This is a genomic window from Streptomyces sp. CA-250714 (assembly GCF_050936705.1).
Classification (GTDB): Bacteria; Actinomycetota; Actinomycetes; order Streptomycetales; family Streptomycetaceae; genus Streptomyces.
Genome location: NZ_JBNJMI010000001.1, coordinates 2443715 through 2465401 on the forward strand (window position 1 = coordinate 2443715; position 21687 = coordinate 2465401).

The 21687-nt window shown below is 70.8% G+C and carries 24 protein-coding genes; 13 read left to right on the forward strand and 11 right to left on the reverse strand.

Features of this window, described 5'->3' with window-relative positions; all coding sequences use genetic code 11:
• Positions 1-17: 17 nt before the first annotated feature.
• From ACQEU8_RS10620 to ACQEU8_RS10630, 3 genes are all read right to left on the reverse strand, one after another.
• Positions 18-218, reverse strand: coding sequence for a hypothetical protein (locus tag ACQEU8_RS10620; protein WP_433099205.1), 201 nt, complete (start codon positions 216-218; stop codon positions 18-20).
• Between the two features lie 159 nt (positions 219-377).
• Positions 378-1037 (reverse strand): hypothetical protein, encoded by a 660-nt coding sequence (locus ACQEU8_RS10625; protein WP_433099207.1) that lies wholly within the window; start codon positions 1035-1037, stop codon positions 378-380.
• A complete protein-coding gene (locus ACQEU8_RS10630; RefSeq protein WP_433099209.1) occupies positions 997-3321 on the reverse strand; it encodes an MMPL family transporter in 2325 nt (774 codons plus the stop codon). Before ACQEU8_RS10630 ends, ACQEU8_RS10625 begins: the two co-directional genes overlap by 41 nt.
• 447 nt (positions 3322-3768) lie before the next feature.
• Between ACQEU8_RS10630 and ACQEU8_RS10635 the strand changes: the two genes are divergently transcribed.
• Genes ACQEU8_RS10635 through ACQEU8_RS10645 form a run of 3 tightly spaced genes read left to right on the forward strand, consistent with a single transcriptional unit; the run spans position 3769 to position 6955 of the window.
• Positions 3769-5484, forward strand: a complete 1716-nt coding sequence (locus ACQEU8_RS10635; protein ID WP_433099211.1) for a TerD family protein — start codon at positions 3769-3771, stop codon at positions 5482-5484.
• 12 nt (positions 5485-5496) lie between these two features.
• Positions 5497-6183, forward strand: coding sequence for an AIM24 family protein (locus ACQEU8_RS10640; protein WP_433099213.1), 687 nt, complete (start codon positions 5497-5499; stop codon positions 6181-6183).
• A gap of 19 nt (positions 6184-6202) precedes the next feature.
• Positions 6203-6955 (forward strand): AIM24 family protein, encoded by a 753-nt coding sequence (locus tag ACQEU8_RS10645; RefSeq protein WP_433099215.1) that lies wholly within the window; start codon positions 6203-6205, stop codon positions 6953-6955.
• A gap of 24 nt (positions 6956-6979) precedes the next feature.
• On the opposite strand, the gene ACQEU8_RS10650 is transcribed toward ACQEU8_RS10645, so the two are convergent.
• Genes ACQEU8_RS10650 through ACQEU8_RS10660 form a run of 3 tightly spaced genes read right to left on the reverse strand, consistent with a single transcriptional unit; the run spans position 6980 to position 9260 of the window.
• Entirely contained in the window at positions 6980-7645 is a 666-nt protein-coding gene (locus ACQEU8_RS10650) for a hypothetical protein (protein ID WP_433099217.1), read from the reverse strand.
• Entirely contained in the window at positions 7642-8946 is a 1305-nt protein-coding gene (locus tag ACQEU8_RS10655) for an AAA family ATPase (RefSeq protein WP_433099219.1), read from the reverse strand. Before ACQEU8_RS10655 ends, ACQEU8_RS10650 begins: the two co-directional genes overlap by 4 nt.
• Positions 8947-8996: 50 nt before the next feature.
• Entirely contained in the window at positions 8997-9260 is a 264-nt protein-coding gene (locus ACQEU8_RS10660; RefSeq protein WP_433099221.1) for a hypothetical protein, read from the reverse strand.
• Between the two features lie 42 nt (positions 9261-9302).
• Here ACQEU8_RS10660 and ACQEU8_RS10665 point away from each other — a divergent pair, with 42 nt between their 5' ends.
• The 4 genes from ACQEU8_RS10665 (at position 9303) to ACQEU8_RS10680 (ending at position 11894) form a co-directional block, all read left to right on the forward strand.
• Entirely contained in the window at positions 9303-9623 is a 321-nt protein-coding gene (locus ACQEU8_RS10665) for a hypothetical protein (RefSeq protein ID WP_433099223.1), read from the forward strand.
• Between the two features lie 212 nt (positions 9624-9835).
• On the forward strand, positions 9836-10708 hold the full coding sequence (locus ACQEU8_RS10670; RefSeq protein WP_433099225.1) for a helix-turn-helix domain-containing protein: 873 nt from the start codon (positions 9836-9838) through the stop codon (positions 10706-10708).
• Positions 10705-10926, forward strand: a complete 222-nt coding sequence (locus ACQEU8_RS10675; protein WP_433099227.1) for a DUF397 domain-containing protein — start codon at positions 10705-10707, stop codon at positions 10924-10926. The genes ACQEU8_RS10670 and ACQEU8_RS10675 overlap by 4 nt, the downstream gene beginning before the upstream one ends.
• Entirely contained in the window at positions 10923-11894 is a 972-nt protein-coding gene (locus ACQEU8_RS10680) for an MBL fold metallo-hydrolase (RefSeq protein ID WP_433099229.1), read from the forward strand. Before ACQEU8_RS10675 ends, ACQEU8_RS10680 begins: the two co-directional genes overlap by 4 nt.
• Before the next feature lie 142 nt (positions 11895-12036).
• Here the strand turns inward: ACQEU8_RS10680 and ACQEU8_RS10685 are convergent, their stop codons facing one another.
• Positions 12037-12969, reverse strand: a complete 933-nt coding sequence (locus ACQEU8_RS10685; protein WP_433099231.1) for a zinc-binding dehydrogenase — start codon at positions 12967-12969, stop codon at positions 12037-12039.
• Between the two features lie 119 nt (positions 12970-13088).
• Between ACQEU8_RS10685 and ACQEU8_RS10690 the strand changes: the two genes are divergently transcribed.
• Positions 13089-13775: a TetR/AcrR family transcriptional regulator gene (locus ACQEU8_RS10690; protein ID WP_433099233.1), complete on the forward strand. Its 687-nt coding sequence runs from the start codon at positions 13089-13091 to the stop codon at positions 13773-13775.
• Between the two features lie 110 nt (positions 13776-13885).
• Here ACQEU8_RS10690 and gatB read toward each other — a convergent pair whose 3' ends face one another.
• From gatB to gatC, 4 genes are read right to left on the reverse strand one after another with little or no spacing between them, the layout of a single operon-like run.
• Complete coding sequence (gene gatB / locus ACQEU8_RS10695; protein WP_433099235.1) at positions 13886-15394, reverse strand: Asp-tRNA(Asn)/Glu-tRNA(Gln) amidotransferase subunit GatB; 1509 nt, start codon at positions 15392-15394, stop codon at positions 13886-13888.
• 32 nt (positions 15395-15426) lie between these two features.
• Positions 15427-15669, reverse strand: coding sequence for a hypothetical protein (locus ACQEU8_RS10700; protein WP_433099237.1), 243 nt, complete (start codon positions 15667-15669; stop codon positions 15427-15429).
• Positions 15666-17162, reverse strand: a complete 1497-nt coding sequence (gene gatA / locus ACQEU8_RS10705) for an Asp-tRNA(Asn)/Glu-tRNA(Gln) amidotransferase subunit GatA (RefSeq protein ID WP_433099239.1) — start codon at positions 17160-17162, stop codon at positions 15666-15668. The genes ACQEU8_RS10700 and gatA overlap by 4 nt, the downstream gene beginning before the upstream one ends.
• Positions 17163-17167: 5 nt before the next feature.
• Positions 17168-17464 carry an Asp-tRNA(Asn)/Glu-tRNA(Gln) amidotransferase subunit GatC gene (gene gatC / locus ACQEU8_RS10710; protein WP_433099241.1) on the reverse strand — a complete coding sequence of 99 codons (297 nt, stop codon included), beginning with the start codon at positions 17462-17464 and terminating at the stop codon, positions 17168-17170.
• A gap of 249 nt (positions 17465-17713) precedes the next feature.
• Between gatC and ACQEU8_RS10715 the strand changes: the two genes are divergently transcribed.
• The 5 genes from ACQEU8_RS10715 to ACQEU8_RS10735 are packed head-to-tail and all read left to right on the forward strand — an operon-like array spanning position 17714 to position 21581.
• Positions 17714-17893 (forward strand): hypothetical protein, encoded by a 180-nt coding sequence (locus ACQEU8_RS10715; RefSeq protein WP_433099243.1) that lies wholly within the window; start codon positions 17714-17716, stop codon positions 17891-17893.
• Between the two features lie 40 nt (positions 17894-17933).
• On the forward strand, positions 17934-18608 hold the full coding sequence (locus tag ACQEU8_RS10720; protein ID WP_433099245.1) for a hypothetical protein: 675 nt from the start codon (positions 17934-17936) through the stop codon (positions 18606-18608).
• Positions 18605-19582 (forward strand): DUF6895 family protein, encoded by a 978-nt coding sequence (locus tag ACQEU8_RS10725; protein ID WP_433099247.1) that lies wholly within the window; start codon positions 18605-18607, stop codon positions 19580-19582. The genes ACQEU8_RS10720 and ACQEU8_RS10725 overlap by 4 nt, the downstream gene beginning before the upstream one ends.
• Positions 19579-20514, forward strand: coding sequence for a DUF6895 family protein (locus tag ACQEU8_RS10730; RefSeq protein ID WP_433099249.1), 936 nt, complete (start codon positions 19579-19581; stop codon positions 20512-20514). The genes ACQEU8_RS10725 and ACQEU8_RS10730 overlap by 4 nt, the downstream gene beginning before the upstream one ends.
• Positions 20511-21581 (forward strand): serine hydrolase domain-containing protein, encoded by a 1071-nt coding sequence (locus ACQEU8_RS10735; protein WP_433099251.1) that lies wholly within the window; start codon positions 20511-20513, stop codon positions 21579-21581. The genes ACQEU8_RS10730 and ACQEU8_RS10735 overlap by 4 nt, the downstream gene beginning before the upstream one ends.
• Positions 21582-21687: the final 106 nt, after the last annotated feature.

The following is a 21687-nucleotide window of genomic DNA, read 5'->3' on the forward strand; positions in this document are numbered from 1 at the left end:
GTCGTCGGTGCGGACGGTCACGCGGCCCGGACCCACACCGGCTCGTCGTCGTCCCTGTTCCGGTCTCTGCGGCCGAACCAGGAGCGTGCGGTGCGCCGCACACCCTCGTGCTCCCGGCGGGCGGCCTTGGCAGCGCGGACCAGCCGCTCGTGCTCGGCCTCACGGCGCAGGTCGTCCATCCGGAGCTGGTGTTGGCTGTGGCTGAGGTCGTACAGCATGGCGGTGGCCCCCTCGGGGAGTGGTGCGGGTGTGTGCTCCCACACTGCTTCCTGAGGTGGCCGCGGCACATCGGGCAACTGCCCGGTCCTGGGGGCCTGAGGGCCTTAGTGCGGCGTACGGCGGGCCCTAGGCCACCGGACCGAGTGCGTAGGTTCCGGTTACTGACCGGGCGGCGTAGGCGTCGAGGGCACCTCGGGCTGGGCCGCGAACAGGTCGAAGTACATGCCGCCGGCGACGACGAGACCGATCGCGCCGAGCACCACTCCGCCCAGCGAGACGGCCTTGACCCAGCCGCGGGCCTCGGGCCGGCCGCTGAGCGTCGCCAGGAGGAGGCCGCCCACCGCGACAGCGAGCAGGGCGAAGATGCCGTTGACGACGGCTTCCGCGTGCCACGGCGCGCCGTAGACGGCGTTGACCTGGTCGGCCGCCGAGCCGCCCGATCCCTGTGCGCCGCTCTCGATCTGGCCGAGGAGGCTCTTGCGCTCGCGCAGCATCCCGCTGAGGGAGGTGCCGGTCAGCGCGGCGAGGCCGAGACCGGCGCTGACGACGGCGAGGGCACCGCCCATCCAGTCGCTGCGCCGCTCCGTCGAGTCGTCCGGAAGGTCGAAATCGGCGTCGTCGATGTCGTCGGGGTCACCGACGGCGTCCTCCCGCTCCTTGCCGACGTTCACCGCGGCCGCGTCCTTGGTCGGCTCACCGGCCTTCCCGTCGGCCCTCTCGTCGGGCTTCCCCTTCGCTGTGACCGCCTCGTCGGTCGGCTCGTCGGCGGAGGACTTCTCAGTCCCGGTCTGCGTGGTCTTCGTGCTTTCGGTAGCCATGGGCGGCCACCGTAGGTGCGGTTTCTGAGAGACCTATGAGAGACCCGGCGCGCTGGCCCACCAGCGGTACGTGCGCGCCTGCCGGGGCCTCGGCGTCGGCGGGGTCGTCGGCACCGTATGCGCTGTCCTCCGCGCTGGTGTCCGGTTCGATGCTCAGCCGTGGCAGCCGGCGGTCCAGCCACTTGGGCAGCCACCAGTTGGCGCCGCCCAGCATGTGCATCAGCGCGGGCACCAGCAGCGTACGCAGGACGAACGCGTCCAGGGCGACGGCGGCTGCCAGCGCGATGCCGAACATGGCGATGAGCCGGTCACCGCTGAGCACGAAGCCGCCGAAGACGGAAATCATGATCACGGCCGCGGAGTTGATCACCTTGCTGGTCTCCGAGAGCCCCACCCGCACGGCGCGTCTGTTGTCGCCGGTCAGCCGCCATTCCTCGTACATCCGGCTGACGAGGAAGACCTGGTAGTCCATGGACAGCCCGAACAGCACCGAGATCATGATGACGGGCAGGAACGGTTCGATGGGGCCCGCGCTGCCCAGGCCGAGCAGTTCGCTGCCCCAGCCCCACTGGAAGACGGCGACCACGATGCCGAAGGCCGAGGCGACGGCCGCGATGTTCATGACGGCGGCCTTGAGGGGGATGCCGATGCTGCGGAACGCCAGCAGGAGCAGCAGACAGCCGAGCCCGATGACCACGCCGGCGAACATCGGCAGCTTGCCGATGATGATGTCGGCGAAGTCGTCGTGACCTGCGGTCGTGCCGCCGACCAGTACCTCCATCGACGAGCCGTCCTCGGCCTCCGGCAGCACGTCCCCGCGCAGCCGGTCCACCAGTTCGGATGTGGACTCCGACTGCGGGGAGCTGTCCGGCACCACGGTGATCACGCCGGTGTCGCCGCTGCCGTTGAACTCCGGGCCGCTGACCTGGGCGACACCCGGGGTGTCGCGGATCTCGTCCCGCAGGTGATCGAAGGCGAGCTTGTCGCCGGCCCCGTCCAGCTCGCCGACCAGCGTCAGCGGACCGTTGGTGCCCGGGCCGAAACCGGCCGCGAGCATGTCGTACGCCTGGCGGGTGGTGCTGGCGGACGGATCGTTGCCCTGATCCGAGGTGCCCAGGTGCAGCCCGAGCGCGGGCAGCGCCAGCACGGCCATCAGGGCAGCGGCGACCACGCCCAGCAGCCTGGGGTGCCGCTCGACGAAGGCCGACCAGCGCATGGCGAAGCCCGTGGGCCGGTCGGGGCGCGGACCGTGCTCGGTGAGCTGCCGTCGCTCGCGGCGGCTGAGCGCGCGCATCCCGATGTAGCCGAGCATGGCGGGCAGCAGCGTGATGGAGGCGGCGACGCTGAGCAGGACGGTCAGGGAGGCGGCTATCGCGACTCCGTTGAGGAAGTCGAGCCGTAGGACGAACATGCCCAGCAGCGCGATGCACACGGTGGCGCCCGCGAAGACGACAGCCCGTCCGGAGACCGTCACCGCGCGGCGTGCGGCCTCGGCCACCGGCAGCCCGGCCCGCAGTCCTCGTCGGTGCCGGGTGACGATGAACAGCGCGTAGTCGATGCCGACGCCCAGCCCGATGAGCATGCCCAGCATGGGCGCGAAGTCGGCGACCATCATCACCTTGCTGAGCAGTCCGATACCGGCTGCCGCGGTGCCGACGGCGACGACTGCGTTGATCAGTGGTAGCGCCGTCGCGGCGAGTGAGCCGAAGGCGAGGAAGAGCACGACGGCCGCTGCCGCCAGCCCGATGACCTCGGCGAGATGTGCCTTGGGGGCCTCGGCGACCGCCACACCCGAACCGCCCGCCTCCACCTGGAGGCCGAGGCGTTCGTCGGAAGCGTCCTGGATGGTGTCGACGACACGCTGCACCTTCTTCTCACCGAGCTCGTCGGTGGGCTTGGTGAAGGTGAGGTCGGCGTAGGCGGTATGACCGTCCTGGCTGATCTGTCCCTCGCCCTGGGGGACGTAGGGGGACTGGACGGTGGCGACGCCGGGCAGTTGCCCGACCTCTTGCAGCGTTTCGGTCATCCGCTGCTGCACGGCTTCGGCGCGCACACTCCCCGTGTCCGTCTGCCACACGATCGTGTCGCTGCCACCGGTCCGGTCCGGGAAGGCGGTCTCCAGGCGCTGTGCCGCCTGGCCCGACTCGGTGCCCTGGGCGCCGTAGTCGTCGGAGTAGGAACTGCCGAGGAGTGACGAGGCCGTCACGGCACCGACGAGTGTCACGAGCCAGAGCAGCAGGACTATGAGGCGGCGCTTCAGGCACCAGCGGGCAAGAGCGGTCACGGGCGTCGCCTGCTCCCGGGGGTCGTACGGGCATGGGGGGCGCGGCGTCCCCTGTCCGCCGCAGCTGGGGGTCTCCCGGCGAGGGCCGGGAGGAGGGGTCCGAGGCAATCGAGCACCTCGCCTCAAGGACCGCGTTCTGTGCAGAGTGCCATCCCGAAAAGATCGATTGCGCCCTTTGTGGCGATACCCACAATGCCCATGGCCCCGCGTATCCCCCTGTAGTCGGGCCTTTACGGCGTAACCGGTCCCTTATCCCCGCAATCGGATGTGGCGGGCCGTCGCGGGCCTGTCGCGGAGCGATGTCGGGGAACGCGCCTGGTACCGGCGTCGCAGGTACCCATAGGCTGTGGGAGCTGTCCGGCGGACGCACGGCGTCGGTTGGGCGGCCGAACGCAGGCCGGATGGCTGGAGACAGGCACCACACGGGATGGGGGACGGTCGTTACGTATGCCCAGGGAATTGCAACGCGGCCACAAGGCCAAGATCAGTGATCTGACGGCGGGCACGGATCTGTACGTGGGTGTGCAGATCGCCGGAGCGGGACTCTCTTTCGACATCAGCTGCTTCGGGCTGGACGGTCAGGATCAGCTCTCCGACGACCGCTACTTCATCTTCTTCAACCAGCCCAAGTCGCCGGAGGAATCCCTCCAGCTCCTCGGGGCGCAGGCCGGGGACACCGAGTCCTTCCGGGTGACGCTGGACCGGATTCCCCCGCAGGTCCAGCGGCTGTCGTTCACGGCGACGCTGGACGGCGCCGGGCAGATGTCGCAGGTCGGCCCCGGTTACATCCGGATCGTGGCGGGCGGCGAGGAAGTCGCCCGATACCCCTTCGACGGCTCGGAGTTCAGCACCGAGCGCGCCGTGATGCTGGGCGACATCTACCGGAAGAACGACATCTGGCGGTTCGCCGCGATCGGCCAGGGTTTCGACGGTGGTCTGGACGCGCTGCTGAAGAACTTCGGCGGCGAGGTGCTGGAGGAGCAGGAGCCCGAGCCCCAGCAGGCCGCGCCCGCGGGCGGGGCGGTGCCCGGCTTCGCACCGCCGGGAGGGGGTGCGGCGCCGCAGCAGCCGGCGCCCGGGTTCGCCCCTCCGGCGGCGCCCGCGCCGCAGCAGCAGACGCCGCAGGCACCGGCCCCCGCTCCGGCTCCGCCACCCGCTCCGGCCCCGGCCCCCGCCCCGCAGCCGCAGGTGGCGCAGCAGCCGCAGCCGACGACGCCGGACGTCCACGGTGCACCCACCATGGCCGCCCCCGTACAGCCGCAGTACGGCGGCCAAGTTCCCCCGCCGCAGCCGGCTCCGCAAGCCCCACCGGCTCCGCAAGCCCCCCAAGCTCCGCAGCCGCCCCAGCAGTTCCAGCAGCAGCACCAGCCGCCTCAGCCTCAGCAGCCCGGACCGCCGGGACCGCCCGGGCCGCCCGGTCAGCAGCTGTCCAACCCGTTCGCCCAGCAGCAGCCCGGCGGCTACGGCGCCCCGCAGGCACCGCAGATCCCGCAGGGGCCTGCGGCAGGCATGGGCGCGGTGCTCCAGAAGTTCCACGAGGTGCCGACCGGCCAGCGCTGGACGTTGCAGAACCCGACCCTCGTCCGCGCGGACATCGGCATCGACGGCCAGCCGGTGCTCGCCAAGCAGGGCAGCATGGTGCTCTACCAGGGGAAGGTCGACTTCTCCTACAAGGGCGCCGGGTTCGCCGGGCGGGTGGTCGGTAACGCCACCGGCCAGGAAATGCAGCTGATGCGGTGCAGCGGCCGCGGCCAGGTGTTCTTCGCGGAGAACGCGGCCCACGTCCACCCGGTGGAGCTGCAGGGGGACGCGCTCTGCGTCTCGGCCGAGAACGTGCTCGCGTTCGACGAGTCGCTGCAGCACGAGGTGCGCCGGATCGAGGGCCACGGCATTCCCGGCGGCGCGCTGTTCACCATGCAGTTCACGGGCACCGGCACCGTCATCGTCAAGACGCAGGGCACGCCGGTCGTGCTCCCCGTCACGCCCACGACGTTCGCCGACGCGCAGGCCGTGGTCGCCTGGTCGGCGGCGGCGCAGGTCGTCGTCTCCAGCCAGGTCCGGCTGCACCGCAACGCCTATCCCGGACACAGCGGGGAGACCGTGAACCTCCAGTTCCGGGGCGCGCCAGGCAACTTCATCGTCGTCCAGCCGTACGAGGTCTAGGGGGAGCCCGTCATGAACCAGCCAGCAGCACTCGCGGGCTTCGCGCCCGCTCCCGTGGCAGCCCGCATGGAGAACCACGGGTCACACATGGTCAAGGTGGCCATGCAGTCGGGTCAGGACCTGTTCGCGCGGCCCGGCTCGATGGTCGCCTACGAGGGCTTCGTGCAGTACGAGGCCAACCCGCCGGCCGTCCGTCAGATGGCCTCCCAGTGGCTGACCGGCGAGAAGAACCCGCTGATGCTCTGCCGCGGCGACGGCCTGCTCTATCTGGCCGACTACGGCGCCGACGTGGTGTGCGTCAACCTCAACGAGGAGTCGCTGTCGGTCAACGGCACCAATCTGCTCGCCTTCGACGCGCACCTCCAGTGGGGCGTCGAACGGGTCAAGGGGCTCGCCAAGTTCGCGGGCCAGGGGCTGTTCAACGTCGGCGTACGCGGCACCGGCTGGGTCGCGCTGACCTCGCGCGGCGTTCCCGTGGTCGTGGACTGCGGGCGCGGCGAGGACGAGACGTATGTCGACCCGGACGCGCTGGTGGCCTGGTCCAGCGGCCTGAAGATGAAGAGCAAGCGGACCATGAAGGCCGGTGCGCTGATCGGCCGGGGCAGCGGCGAGGCGTATCAGATCGCCTTCTCCGGACAGGGCTTCGTGGTCGTCCAGCCGAGCGAGGACAGCACGGACCGCATCCGGGTCCGGGGCTGACGGGGGAAGGAGAACAGCCGTGCAGAGTTCGCTCTTCGGATACGCCGAGGTCGCAACGGAGGACCGCTACGCGGTGCAGAACCCGCAGCTGCTGCGGGTGCAGTTGACCGGGCACGACGATGTGCTGGCCCGCAAGGGCGCCATGGTCGCCTATCAGGGACTGCTGGAGTTCGACGCCGAGTACCAGGGCCAGAGCCGGCGCCGCGGCCCGGCCCGTGAGCAGCTGCCCCTGATGCGCTGCTCGGGCCAGGGGACGGTGTTCCTCGCCAACCTGGCGCAGTATGTGCATGTGGTGGACGTCGAACGCGACGGCCTGACGGTCGACGCCTCCTACGTCCTGGCGATGGACTCCACCCTGCACCACGAGATCATCTCGGTGGACAGCCAGTTCGGGATCTCCGGCACCGGTGCGTACAACCTCAACATCACCGGGCAGGGCAAGGTCGCACTGATGACCTCGGGCCAGCCGCTGCTGCTGAACGTCACCCCGGACACCTACGTCAACGCCGACTCGGACGCCGTCGTCGCCTGGTCCAGCGGGCTGCGCGTCCAGATGCAGGCCCAGACCTCCTCCCAGGGCGTCTGGCGCCGCCGCGGCAACACCGGCGAGGGCTGGGAGCTCTCCTTCATGGGCCAGGGGTACGCCCTTGTCCAGCCGAGCGAGCTGCTCCCGCCGCAGAACGCCCAGATCGGCGGCGGCGTACGCGCCCAGTACGGCATGGGCCCCCAGGGCGCCCGGGGCCAGAACCAGGGCAACGTCTTCACCAACTGACGGGCTGCCCCCGCCTGGCGCCGGTCACAGATACCGGGGTCGGAGCGCCTCTTCGGTGGCCTCCCGCCACGCCCGGTAGGACGGCACCTTGTCCAGCACGTCGAGGTCGGTGTGCTGGACAAGGATGTCGGCGTCGTCTTGCAGCACGCTGTGTGCGTCGCGGCCCAGAAGCTGGTCCCACACTTGCTTGGGGCCCAGCTTCGCCTTGCCTTTGCCCTTCCCTGCCTTACCTGGAGGCGTCACCCGCTTCTCCACTTCGGCGGGCGTGGTGTAGGGGTAGCTCCTGATGTCCAGGCCGGGGACGACGGCTGCGAGCGCGGCCTTGTCGGCGAGCATCCATGACTCCGTCATCAGAACCGGCACAAGCGCCACAGCCTGTCCCGCGCGCTTCTCGGCCTCAGCCCATTCCTTCAGCCGAGCGACGTAGCCGTACGCTTTGTCAGCCGCATCTCCGTCGCAGTGGACGAAGAGTAAGTCGCAGTCGCGAGCGAGCGACTTCGCTTCGGCGAGCACGTCAGCCGCGGGCTTATTGGTCCACCCATCCGGCGAAGTGTCGCAAGGGTAGACCTCGACATGTCTGTCCGAGCGCTCGACGAGCACATCCAGTTGTTTACGGATCAGCGCTTCCAGATACCGGCTGTCGCTGTTGCCCTCAACCAGCAGCCCCGGTCGAAGCGGAAGCTCCTTCACGCCGCCTCCTGCCCCAGTCGGCGCAGCATGCGCGCAACCTGGTCCGGAGAGACGGACTCTTCCGGCACGTCGTCCCCGGCCCGCAGGGGCAGTGCTCGCGTCACGCGGGAGACGGTACGGTCCTCTGGATTCGTCCGATGCACCTGCTCCAGGAAGACGAGGCTGCCACTGAAGTCCGTACGCAGCGCGGCCAGCAGGGCGGGCGAGTGTGTGGTGGCGATCAACTGCCGGTACGGCTCGTCACGCCGATCCGCAGGGACACCAGCTCTACGTCGCAGGCGGCGCACCAGGTCGGCCACATGCGCGGGGTGCATCCCGTTCTCCAATTCCTCGACACACAGCGTGCCGGGCCGCAACGGATCGACACTTGCAGCCAGCAGCCCGAGCATCCGCAGCGTGCCGTCGGACAGCAGCGAGGGGACCATCCATCCGGTGTGCTCGAACTCGACCTCGAAGTCGAACTCGTCGCGCCGTTCGATCAAGTACGGCCGTACATCGCTCAGTCCCTCGACCAGCCCTGCGCAGTCGGCGACGAACCGCCGCCAGACGGCCGGATCGCCGCGCTCCAGCCGCGCGAGGGCCAGCGCGAGATGGTCCCCGTGCGGCCCCAGCGGAGCCTCGGGGCCGGCGGGCGACAGTTGCCGCATGATCTCGGGGCGCAGCTGAAGTGGTGTCCAGCCGCGGCATTCGTTGGCCAGTAGGCGGAGTATTTCCCGCGTTCCCTGAGATTCCGGGGAATGGCCGAGGGCTCCACCCCCTGCCTCGGTCGTCAGGCCGGGGATGAATCCGGGCCCAAGAGGAGTGACCTCGGTGCCGGTCCGTGTCAGGAACCGCTCTCTGGCCTCTCGCATGGCGGACAGCACATCGCCACCCAGCCCGACATCACGCACCCAGTCGGTCGACTGGAGGCTGCTCACCCAGACGGCGTTCTTCCTGCGTGAGAGCGAGAAGCCACTGGGCTGTCCCGGCCCCCGCTCCTCGCGCTCCACTGTCAAGCGCAGCCGCAGCGGCAGGGGTCCGTCGACGCTGGGAACCACCATCCCCACTTCGATCGTGAAAGTGTCACTCCGCGCCCGGCCTTCGGCGCCTCCCCGATGGAACAAGCCCTTCGGCGAGAGCCGCGGATCATTCGAGATGGTCTCCGTGAACCCGTCCAGCACGGTACCGGCGACCAGCCGCAACGCATCGAAGAGGTTCGATTTCCCGGCGCCGTTCGGCCCCAGCATGATCAGCGACGGCGGCACATCGAGCTGAAAACCGACGAACGACTTGAAGCCGTCCACTCGGATCTGCGTGATCATCTCTCCACCCTCCGACGTACCGACCTACGGCCGTGCCCGTGACAGCCACACTAGCCGCGCCCGCCGCTTCCACAGTCCGGGCCGCTCCGCTGCACCTGGATGTCCGCGACCGCCGGTACGCGTAGCACCGGGCCCTCGTCCAGGCCGAGCACGAGGGCGAGCCCCCTGGTGGCGTACGGCTCGCTGCGTACGGTGCGGACTGTGCGCCGGGCACCATGGGCGTGGATGCGCTGGCCGGGCCGTACCGTGAGCGCGGGGGCGCTTCGCTGCTCGGACGCCGCATCGATGGCCGGGTCCGGAAGCTGGGCCCACACTGTCTTGCCGATGCCGCAGGCACGGCGCTCGGCGCCCCAGCGGTGGGCGAGCGCGTCGACGAGCAGCAGCCCGTAGCCGCCCTCGTCCCCAGGCGCGGGGTCGCGCCGCTGCGGCTCGGCGGCATTGGTGTCGCTGGCCTCCAGGCGGAGCCCGCCGTCGTGTTGCCGTACGACACGGATGCCGACCTGGCGATCATGCGGGGCCGCGCCGCCACGGCGTTGGTGACCAGCTCGGACAGCACCAGTTCGGCGTCCCCAGCCGTGTCCTGGGCCACACCCCAGGTGCCGAGGACAGCTCGCACCATCGCCCGCGCCCGGGGCACGCTCCGCCGCGCGCGGGGAACGCGGAAACTCAGCTCGTAGGTGTCGGTGGTGTGGTCTGCGTCAGCCATTTGCGGCTCCCTGACGTTGAGGTCGTCCGAATTCCCCGCTGCTCGGGGGAAGTTGCACCGTCTGATTGCAGCTTGGCGGCGCATCATCGAATGGTGCAACGTTGAATCGATGATTCGCCGCACGATTCACTCTTTGAGGGAAACTCGGGACTCCTCCGCCCGTGCTCTGGTAAGGAGGCAGGTATGCCACCTGTGAAGCCATCAACCGTGCTGGGCCGCCAACTCGGCGACGAGCTACGCCGCTTCCGCGAAGCCGCACTTCTCACGACTGCTGACGCGGCCAAGGTTCTCGACTGCACCAAGGGCAAGATCAGCCGCTTGGAGAACGGGCACGTCCCTCTCCGCCTGCCAGACCTCAACGCTCTCATCGCGGCCTACGGCATCGAGGACGCGACAGCGCGGGAACGGCTCACCGCTCTCACGCGGCGGGCCAACCGGCGGCGCCGCGACGGTTGGTGGCACCAGTACAACTCGGTACTGAGCGATGCCTACCGGGACCAAATCGAAATGGAGACGATCTGCTCCCGGATCAGGACCTTCCAAGTGCAGGCAGTCCCGGGCCTGCTGCAAACTGCGGAGTACGCCCGCGCAGTCGCGGTCGCTTCCCGAGGCTGGGATACGCCCGAGGAGATCGAGCAGGTGGTGCAGGTTCGGCTGCACCGGCAGGAGCGACTCGTCGGAGACGATCCCATGCAGTTCTGGGCGGTCCTCACTGAAGGCGTATTGCATCAACAGGTGGGCGGGCCCGAGGTAATGGCCGACCAGCTCAACGCTCTTGTAGCACTCGCCGACCGCCCCAACGTCACCATCCAGGTTCTCCCGTTCTCCAGCGGAGCACACGCAAGTATGCTCGGGCCGTATGTGCTGCTCGGATTTCCCCAGCCAGCGGCCCTCGACTTGGTGCTGACAGAGACGGCGACCGGCAACACATGGATCGAGCGGGAGGCGGACGTCGTCCGTTTCCAGCAACTCTTCGACGACGCGCGGATGACGGCCCTCCCGCCTACAGAATCAGTGGCGATGATCGAACGGATAGGAACGAAGACGAAGCCATGAGACGCCTCTCCCCCGACCCGTATCCGGCCTGGCGCACCAGTAGCTTCAGCGGCGCTCACGGCGACTGCCTGGAGATCGCCACCAACCTCCCGCACACCGTCCCCGTGCGGGACACCAAGCAACGGGCGCAGCAGCCCGACCAGCCCTCGCTCTGCTTCCCGCGCGAGGCATGGGCCCAGTTTCTCGGTTACATCCGGACCGCATACTCGAACGTATGACGCTTGCGCCCTCCTCCCTTCGTACGCTCGGCGACGGCCTGCACCTGTGGAACCCGCCCCGCAGAGGCTGGGGGCTCGCCAACTGCGGGTTGCTGGCGGGGCCGGAGGGAGGGCTGTGGATCGACACGCCGTATGACCGGCCACTGGCCGAGGCGTTTCTGGCGGCCTCGCGCGAGGTGCTGGGCGACGGCGGGATAACGCGGATTGCGGTCACCCATGCCAACGGTGACCATCTGTGGGGCGCCGACGTGCTGCCGGACGCCGAAGTGATAGCCACCCGCGAGGCGCGGAACCACATCGACCTGGAGCCCAGCCCGCAGCAGCTGCGGCAGCTGATCGAGGCGGCGGGCAGCGGGTCGGCGGTCGGCGGTTATCTCGCCGAGCACTTCGGCCACTTCGACTGGTCGCGCACTCAGGTCGTGGCGCCCTCGACCGTCTTCGAGGGCGAGCTGGAGCTGACCGTGGGCGGTCATCCCGTGCTGCTGACCAGCCTGCCGTCCGCGCATACGACAGGCGATCTGATCGTTCATCTGCCCGACCACGGCACCGTGTTCACCGGCGACATCGTCTTCGGCTCGACGCCGGAGCAGCCCGGCGACCATGCGGTGCACTGGGCGGGGCCGCTGGAGAACATCATCGGGGCGTGCGAGGCGGTGCTGGCCACCGGGGCCGACACCATCGTCCCCGGTCACGGGCCCGTGCTCGGCCGGGAGGGGCTGCGCGCCCATATCGAGTACCTCGGCCACCTGCGGGACCGCGCGCACACCTTGCACGCACGCGGGGTGCCCGCCGTGGAAGCCGCGCGCACCATCGCACGGGAGGGCCGCTGGCCCGAACTCGGGCTGGTGGAGCGGCTGGTGGTGACCATCGGTACGGAGTACCGGCACCTGGACGGCACGGACCCCGGCCCCCTCGCGGAGGTGCTACCGGAGATGGTGGCCTTCGCCGCCGAGCACGCCGGGGGGTGAGCCGGGGCGGCCGCCTGCCATGTGCGCCCGCCTGCCGTGTACGGGCGGGCGCCGTGTACGGGCCGACGCCGCGTGCGGGCCAGCGCCGTGTGCGGGCCAGCGCCGTGTGCGGGCGGCGTGTACGTACGGCTGCCCCGCCAACTCAGCCGATGTCCAGCACCGCCTTGCCGTGCAGGCGCCGGCCCAGGAGCAGTTCGACGGCTTCGGCGGACTTCTCCAGCGGGCCGCGCCAGGTGGTCCCCGGGTCGAGGGTGCCGTTCGCGACCTGTTCCGCGAGCCAGCCGAGGTCGGTGGCGAGACGGTCGCGGGACCCCAGCAGATGGAAGCTGACGAAGGACCGGTCGTGCCGGCCCTGGTCCCCGTACAGGACACCGTGCGGGAAGTGTTCGTCGTCGCCGCCCGAGTGGCCGACGGAGACCAGGGTGCCGCCCGCAGCCAGCTGTTCGTACGCCTCGACCAGTTGCCAGCCGCCGATCATGTCCACGACTCCGTCCACCGGTGCGGCAGCCTCGGAGGGCCGGGCCACCACTTCCCGTGCGCCGAGGGCGCGCAGCGCATCGCCGTGCGCCGCCGGGTCGCCGGTGACGGCCACCACGCGGGCCCCGCCCAGCCGCGCCAGCTGGACCGCGTACCGGCCGACTCCGCCGGTCGCGCCGGTCACCATGATCCGCCTGCCGAGCAGCGGGCCGGTGCGGTGCAGTGCGCGCAGGGCGCTGGCGCCCGCGACCGGGACGGTGCTGAGGGCGCCCAGGTCGGCGCCGTCGGGAGCGGTGCCGAGCAGGTCGGTGTCGACGGCGCGGAGTTCCGCCCACCCGCCGTCGGCGCCGAGGGTGACCACAGGGGTGCCGGCTGCGGGCCCGGAGCCGTCGGCGGCAGCACGTTCGACGGTTCCCGCGGCGTCCCAGCCGAGCACGGCGCCCTCCTCGGCGAGGCCGGGGCCGAACTTGACCTCCCCGAAGTTGAGGGAGGTCGCCGTCACCCGGACCAGCGCCTGGTGCGCGGCGGGGGCGGGTTCGGGCGCCTCGCCGAGGCGGAGGCCGGCGGGGGCGGTCGGGTCGACAAGCAGGGCTCGCATGGCAGGTGTACCTCCGGTGGGACGCGGTCGCGCAGAGTGCGCGGCCGCCGCACGGCAATAGTGCCACTGAGTGGCACAAGCCATCAAGAGGCGTTCGCTTATCGGGCTACACTTCCGCCATGAAGGCCACCGGGAAGGAACACGAGCAGAACGGCAGGCCCTTGGGCCTGCGGGAGCGCAAGAAGCTCCGTACGCGGCAGGCGCTCATCGACACCGCGCTGGAACAGTTCACCGAGCACGGCTTCGACCGTGTCACGCTCGACGCGCTCTGCGAGACCGTGGAGGTCTCCAAGCGCACCTTCTTCCGCACCTTCGGCAGCAAGGAGGACGTGGCGCTGGCGCCGACCCACGACATGTGGACGTCTTTCCTGACGGAACTGGAGACCGCCGACCCGGCCGCATCCGGCGACCGCTCGGCCTTCGCGCTGCTCCGCGACACCCTGCTGGCCACCATCGAACGGATGGCGGCGGCCGACGGCGACTGGGCGCGACGCGTCCGCCGCAGCCGCCGGCTGGCCGAGCACGCACCCTCCATCGACGCGCACGGGCTCGCGTTCTGCGACCGCACCAGCGCCGCCGCCGTCGATCTGGTCAGGCGCAGGTTCGAGCTCGATGGCGGCCGGAACGCGCAGGAGGGGCTGCTGCTCCGGCTGGCCGTCGACATCCTCGTTGCCGCCTTCCACCAGGCCCTGGACCAGTGGGTCGCCGACCCCGCCGAGCCGGACGCGGCAGGGCTGGTCAGCGCCGTACAGGACACCTGTGCCGCCGTCCCCGCGAGCCTCAGCCTCGGCGTGACCGCACGCTGACCGCCGACAGGAAGGCTGACCACCGACAGAAAGCGGGGCCGCCCGGCCGAAGCCGGACGACCCCACACAGCGTGTGCTATCCGTCGAATCGCTCCCTCGAAAAGGGAGCGTCAGCCCTCCACGCCCAGCTTCTCCAGGATCATCTGGCGGGCGCGGGCCGCGTCCGCCTGACCACGGGTGGCCTTCATGACGGCGCCGACCAGGGCGCCGGCGGCCTGGATCTTGCCGCCGCGTACCTTCTCGGCGATGTCCGGGTTGCCGGCGATGGCCTCGTCGACGGCCGTGCCCAGCGCGCCCTCATCGGAGACGATCTTGAGGCCGCGCTTCTCGACGACCTCGTCCGGGCCGCCCTCGCCGGCCAGTACGCCCTCGATGGTCTGCCGGGCGAGCTTGTCGTTCAGCGAGCCCTCGGCGACCAGCGCGCAGATCCGGGCGATCTGCTCGGGGGTGATGGGCAGCGCGGTCAGCTCGACGCCGTCCTCGTTGGCGCGGCGGGCCAGCTCGCCCATCCACCACTTGCGGGCCTGGTCGGCGGGGGCACCCGCGTCCACGGTCGCGACGATCGGGTCGACGGCGCCCGCGTTGAGCACCGACTGCATCTCGTGCTCGGAGATGCCCCACTCCTCACGCAGCCGCATCCGCCGCACCCGGGGCAGCTCGGGCAGCGTGCCGCGCAGCTCCTCGACCCACTCCCGGGAAGGTGCGACCGGCACCAGGTCGGGCTCGGGGAAGTAGCGGTAATCCTCCGCCTCCTCCTTGACCCGGCCCGAGGTGGTGGACCCGTCGTCCTCGTGGAAGTGCCGGGTCTCCTGGATGATCGTGCCGCCGGACGAGAGCACGGCGGCATGCCGCTGGATCTCGAACCGCGCCGCACGCTCGACGCTGCGCAGCGAGTTGACGTTCTTCGTCTCGCTGCGGATGCCGAACTTCTCGGTGCCCTTGGGGCGCAGCGAGAGGTTGACGTCGCAGCGCATCTGGCCCATCTCCATCCGGGCCTCGGAGACGCCGAGCGCCTTGATGAGCTCGCGCAGTTCGGCGACGTACGCCTTGGCGACCTCGGGGGCCCGCTCGCCCGCGCCCACAATGGGCTTGGTGACGATCTCGATGAGCGGGATGCCGGCCCGGTTGTAGTCGAGCAGCGAGTGCGAGGCGCCGTGGATACGGCCGGTCGCCCCGCCCACGTGGGTGGACTTGCCGGTGTCCTCCTCCATGTGGGCGCGCTCGATCTCGACGCGGAAGATCTCGCCGTCCTCCAGCTGGACGTCCAGATAGCCGTCGAAGGCGATCGGCTCGTCGTACTGTGAGGTCTGGAAGTTCTTCGGCATGTCCGGATAGAAGTAGTTCTTCCGGGCGAAGCGGCACCAGTCGGCGATCTGGCAGTTCAGCGCGAGGCCGATACGGATGGCGGACTCCACGCCCACCTTGTTGACGACGGGCAGCGCGCCGGGCAGGCCCAGACAGGTCGGGCAGACCTGGCTGTTGGCCTCGGCGCCCAGCTCGGTCGAGCAGCCGCAGAACATCTTGGTCCTGGTACCGAGCTCGACGTGGACCTCGAGGCCCATCACGGGGTCGTAGGAGGCCAGCGCCTCGTCGTACGACACCAGTTCGGTGACGGTCACGGAAAACTTACCTTTCTACCCCTTGGCCCGCGTCAGTCGGCGAGGATGTCGTCGCTGTCCAGGCGCCGCAGCTCGCGTACGAGCAGCACCACACCTGTGACGATGCCCGCCGCGGAGACCGCCACATCGATCAGCTGCAGCGTGTCCCCTTCCTTCCTGGCCTCCTTGGCGCGCTTGACGGTGCCGGGGACACTGATGAGCGAACCGGCGATCGAGAAGTAGAGCCCGGCCCTGGACTTCTTGAACCCCTTGGCCTTTTGCAGCTTCGAACTCACAGCGACGGTGCCTCCTCTAGCAGCGGGTGACCCCAACGTGCCTGGAAGGCGGCCTCCAGAGCCGCACCGACACGGTAGAGCCTGTCATCGGCCATGGCGGGGGCGATGATCTGCAACCCCACCGGAAGCCCGTCCTCCGGCGCGAGTCCGCACGGGATCGACATGGCGGAGTTGCCCGCCAGGTTGGACGGGATGGTGCACAGGTCGGCGAGGTACATCGCCATCGGGTCGTCGACGCGCTCGCCGATCGGGAAAGCGGTGGTGGGCGTGGTCGGCGAGATCACCACATCCACCTGTTCGAACGCCTTCTCGAAGTCCCGGGTGATCAGCGTACGGACCTTCTGCGCCGAGCCGTAGTAGGCGTCGTAGTAGCCGGAGCTGAGCGCGTAGGTGCCCAGGATGACGCGGCGCTTGACCTCGGGGCCGAAGCCGGCCTCGCGGGTGAGCGCCGTGACCTCCTCCGCGGAGTGGGTGCCGTCGTCGCCGGTCCGCATGCCGTAGCGCATGGCGTCGAAGCGGGCCAGGTTCGAGGAGCACTCGGAGGGGGCGATCAGGTAGTAGGCCGCCAGCCCCTTGCTGAACGAGGGGCAGGACAGCTCCACGATCTCGGCGCCCAGCTCGCGCAGCAGCTCGACCGACTCGTCGAAGCGCTGCATCACCCCGGCCTGGAAGCCCTCGCCGCGGAACTGCTGGACGACGCCGACGCGCATGCCCTTCGCCGTGCCGTTGCGGGCAGCCGCCACGATGTCGGGGACCGGCTGCGCGATGGACGTCGAGTCCCGCTCGTCGTGACCGGCGATGACGCTGTGCAGCAGCGCGGTGTCCAGCACCGTACGGGCACAGGGGCCGCCCTGGTCCAGCGACGAGGAGAACGCGATCATGCCGTACCTGGAGACCCCGCCGTAGGTGGGCTTCACCCCGACGGTGCCGGTCACGGCGGCGGGCTGGCGGATCGAGCCGCCGGTGTCCGTACCGATCGCCAGCGGCGCCATGTGCGCGGCGAGCGAGGCGGCGGAGCCACCGCCGGAACCGCCCGGAATCCGGGTGAGGTCCCAGGGGTTGGCCGTCGGCCCGTACGCGCTGTTCTCGGTGGAGGACCCCATGGCGAACTCGTCCATGTTGGTCTTGCCGAGGATGACGACATCGGCGTCCTTGAGGCGCTTGGTGACCGTCGCGTCGTACGGCGGGATCCAGCCCTCCAGGATCTTCGACCCGGCGGTGGTCGGCACGCCCTCGGTGGTGAACAGGTCCTTCAGCGCCAGCGGGACGCCCGCCAGCGGGCCCAGCTTCTCGCCGCGCTCGCGCTTGGCGTCGACCTCGCGGGCCTGCGCGAGCGCGCCCTCGCGGTCCACGTGGAGGAAGGCGTTGATCTTCTCGTCCACGGCCTCGATCCGGGCCAGGTGCGCCTCGGTCGCCTCGACGGCGGTGACCTCACCACTCGCGATCTTCGCCGCCAGCTCGGCGGCGGTCAGCTTGATCAGTTCCCCGGCCATCCCGGTCACTCCTCCCCCAGGATCTGCGGCACCTTGAAACGCTGCTGCTCCTGCGCCGGGGCGCCGGACAGCGCCTGCTGCGGGGTCAGCGACTCACGGACCTCGTCCGGTCGCATGACGTTGGTGAGCGGGAGCGGGTGGGAGGTCGGCGGTACGTCCTCGTCGGCGACATCGGAGACGGCGGCTACCGCGCCGATGATGTCGTCGAGCTGTCCGGCGAAGTGGTCGAGCTCTTCGTCCTTCAGCTCCAGGCGCGCCAGCTTCGCGAGGTGGGCGACCTCCTCGCGCGAGATGCCAGGCATGCAGCGGTCCTCTGGGGTGAGTGTCGAATGGTCCGCCCCAATCCTATGGGTCGCCCCCGACTGCCCGGGACGGGCTTTCGCGCCCCGGTCCCCTGGTCCGCGCGGACGCCGCCGTTTGCGCCGGGGGCGGGAGCGTCGTCGCTGGTCAGAGACTCGGGGATTCATGGTGATTTGCCCGAATTGCGCACTTATGGGTAGAGGCTCACGATGGAGGCTGTCCCCGAGAGGAAAAGGAGTGATCTTATGCCTATGGATCGCACTGCCCCGCCCGACACCGCGGCGCTGGCCGCCGAGGTGGAAGACCTGATGAGCGCCCCCGAGCCGGACGGCGTCTTCCGCGACTCCCGCGAGTGCGCGGGCGCGGCGCTGCTGCTCGCTCTGCTGCTCGCCTCGCCCCCCACTCCCCGTCCTAAGACGGACACCAAGTAAGGGGCCCGCCTTGACGGAACAGGCACAGGGAGCAGCCGCCTTGAGCGCGGTCATCGCTGATGCCGCATCCGAGATCGCCCTCGCCCTCCGCGGTGAGGGCGATCCCTATGCGCTCTCGCGGATCCTGCGGCAGGACGACGCGCTCTCCCCCGCCGCGGTCCGGGTGCTGGGCGCCGACGCCCTCGCCCCGTACGCGCTGGACGGTCACCCCGGCGCTGACGGTGCGGGCAGCGCGGATGCGGCAATGGTGCGGGAGGCGCTCACCGCCTTCCCGCCCACAGGTGAGACCTCGGCCGTTTCGGCATGGAGCTACCACGGGCTGGTGGAAGCCTCCCGCGCGTTCCTGGCCGCGCACGCCGCACAGCTGCCGGATCCGCCGGAGCCGGGGGACGACTGGCTCGCCGACGACCCATGGCCCCGGCTGTCCCACCGGGTGTCCCAGCTGGCGTCGCTGGCGCTGCCCGGGCTCGCCCCGGAACTCACCGACCGGCTGGCCCGCCGCACCGAGGACCTGGCCCGCGGCTTCGTCCGCGCGGTGCGCCGCCGCGACTGGCAGCAGTCGGCCGGACTGGGCCGGTGGCTGGCCCGGCTGCCGCAGACGCCGCCCACCCTCGGGCTGGACAGCGGGCTGCACTTCGTACGGCAGATGAGCGACGACCCCCGGGTCGCCGTCCATGTCACCGCCGCCCAGCGCTTCTTCGGGCGGGGCCGGTGACCACCGCGCGCGCGGCGGCCCCCGAGCGGCACCGGGAACCCGGTGCCGAACTGCTGGACGCGCTCGCGGGCGAGGCCCTGGGCTGGGCGGAGCGCAACCGCGACCGCTTCCGCCTGCCGCCGGACGTGACCACCACCGCCGACCCGAACCTGACCATCAAACCGCTCGGTGAACTCGCCGAGCTGACGGCGCTCATCGCGGCCTGCCACCCAGTGCCCGACGTACGCGCCCGAGCGGGGCGGCTGTTCTCCCATGCCTGGAACGAGACGCGCGACGGCGATCTGTTCGCCGAGCTCGTCCGGGGGGAGCCGCAGGCCGCCTACCCGGTGGAGGTGTACGGCGTCTTCGCCCGGGCCGGGCTCCGCAACGCCGTGGTGGACGACCTGCTGCGGACCACCACCGCGCTGCGCGGCTGGCGGCTGGCGCGCGATGACCACACCCGGACACTGTCCGTGCTCAACGCCGAGGCACGGATCGGGCTGCCGCAGCACGCCGACTTCGGCGCGGTGCTGGCCCACACCGGTCTCGGCCGGCTGCCGGAGCCCTGGCTGCTGGAGTGCAGAACGGCCTACGGCCTCACCCACGATGTCTTCCACCTCACCGACTGGGGCCGCGACCGTACCCGGCTCTCCCCCGCGTCGGCGGAGTATCTGCGGCTGTGGCTGCCCGCCTGGGTGGAGAGCTGGCTGGACGAGCAGCTGTGGGACCTGGTGGGCGAGTTGCTGGCGGTGACGGCCTGCCTGCCGGACGCGCCGTTCGACCCGGTGGCCTGGCAACGGCTGGCCGACGCCAGAACGGCGGACGGCGCCCTCCCCGAGCAGGGATCCCCGCCTGAGCCCGGCGCCGGCGATGTCTTCCTCGCCTGCTACCACTCGACCCTCGTGCTGGCGTTCGCCGCCACCCTGGCGCGGACCGCGACCCCGATCCCGGACAGGACCGCGACCCCGATCCCGGACAGCGAGGCCCCCCGATGACCGTGCTCACTCCCGCTCCCGCTCCCCCTGCGCTGCTGCACAGTGTCGGCGACCGCGCGCTGGCCTGGCTCGACTCCCACCGTGACTACTTCCGGCTGACCGAGACGGACATGGCGCGGGGCGACGCGCTGTTGGAACGCCTCAAGCCGATCGGCGAGCTGGCGATCAATATGCGGATGCTCTTCCGCGAGGGCGTGGTGGGCAGCCGACAGCGAGCGCGGGCCGGATCTCTGCTGGACTTCGCCTGGCGGGAGCTGCTGGACGGCGGAAACGTGCTGGCCTCGCACCAGCACAACGAGCCGTTCTCCCCGGTGGCGCTGGAGATGTACGCGATCTTCCACGAACTGGACTACCGGCACCCCGGCCTGGAGACCGCCCTGGCCGCCCCCCGGCGCACCGTCACCTGGCAGGCGCTGGAAATGCAACCGTGCCGTCGGCTGGGCGTCCTCAACGCGGAGCGCAGGATGGGGCTGACACCCAGCGGTGACTTCGCCGAGGCGACCGCGGCCACCTGGCTCGGCCGGCGTCCGGAACCGTGGACGGTGCACCTGCACATCGCCTACGACATCACTCACACCGTCTTCCACCTCACCAACTGGGGCGAGGACCCCAGCCGTATCCCGGCGCCGCTCGCCGACTACCTCCAGCTGTATCTGCCCGCCTGGGCGATGGACTGGGCGGAACTCGAACACTGGGACCTGCTGGGCGAACTCCTCATCGTCGACGCCTGTCTGCCCCACCCCACGCTGGACGGACAGCTGTGGGAGCAGTACGCGGCGGCGCAGTCCGCGACGGGAGCGATGCCGTTGTGCGGCCGGATGCCGGAGGGCGATCCATCCGACGTCTTCGACATCGTGCACCACCCCACGCTGGTCGCCGCGTTCGCGTCCGCGATGGCCACCTCCCGCTCCTTGTCGGCAGGCGGCGCATGAAGACGAAGACGTGCAGCTCCCAGGCCGCGCTGACGTACGGCTCCCAGCCCGCGCTACGGGACCGGCTCGTCCTGGAGGCGGCCCGACTCGACGCGCCCGACGTGGTACTCGCCGTCACCCGGCGCGGAAAGCGGACCGTGGTGACCGGCGGCCGGGGGCCGGAGCCGGCCACCCCCCGGGAGGCGTTGCGCTACGAACTCGGCTCGCTGACCAAGACGTACACCGTGTTGCTCCTGGCCACCCTGGCCGCCGAGGGGGTGCTGACCCAGGACGACCGGCTGGCCGCCCATCTGCCGCCCACGCTGCGGCTGCCGCATCGCGCCTCCCACAGCATCACGCTGCGCCATCTGGCCACGCACACCGCGGGGCTGCCCCGGCTTCCGTACGCCCTGGTTCCGGGCGCGCTGCTGCGCCCGTACCGGAGCGGCTACGCCCGCTACGACACCGAACGCCTGCTGAACGCCTTCGCCGCCACCCGGCCGCTGCACCCCGCGGGAAGGCGCTGGGCCTACTCCAACTTCGGAGCGGCGCTGCTGGGCCCCGCGCTGGCCCGGGCGGCCGCCGTCGCGTACCCGGCGCTGCTGGGCACCAGGGTGCTGCGGCCGCTGGGGCTGACCGGCACCACGCTGGGGCCGGGTCCCGAGGGTGCGGACGCCGTCGGGTACCGGGCGGACGGGCGCACCCCGGTGCCCGCCACCGACATGGGCGCGTTCTGCGCAGCGGGAGCCGTACGGGCCACTCCGCACGACATGCTCAGCTATCTGGAGGCGCTGCTGAACCCTGCGGGCAGCTCACTGAGCGGGCCGCTGAAGGAAGTGCAGGTGCCGCAGCTGCACCGGGGCGGCCGGCGTGGTGAGACGCACACCCTGACCTGGTTCCAGCACCCCGCGCCGGGCGGGCCGCTGCTCTTTCACGCCGGGGCGACCTTCGGGCAGCAGGCGTTCTGCGGCTACCACCCGGCGTCCGGTACCGGGCTCGCGGCGGTGGCTACCGCCAGGGGCCGTCGCTGCCCATTGGTGCCCGTTGCATATGAGTTGCTGTACCAGCTCGCCGAGGAGGGCCACTGAGTGCAGCCCCTCGCGGGTGCTGACAAGGGGCTGCCCCTTGCCGCCGCCCGCAGGCTGCGGGTCCGTGCTGGCTTGTCGCGCAGTTCCCCGCGCCCCTGACGGGGCG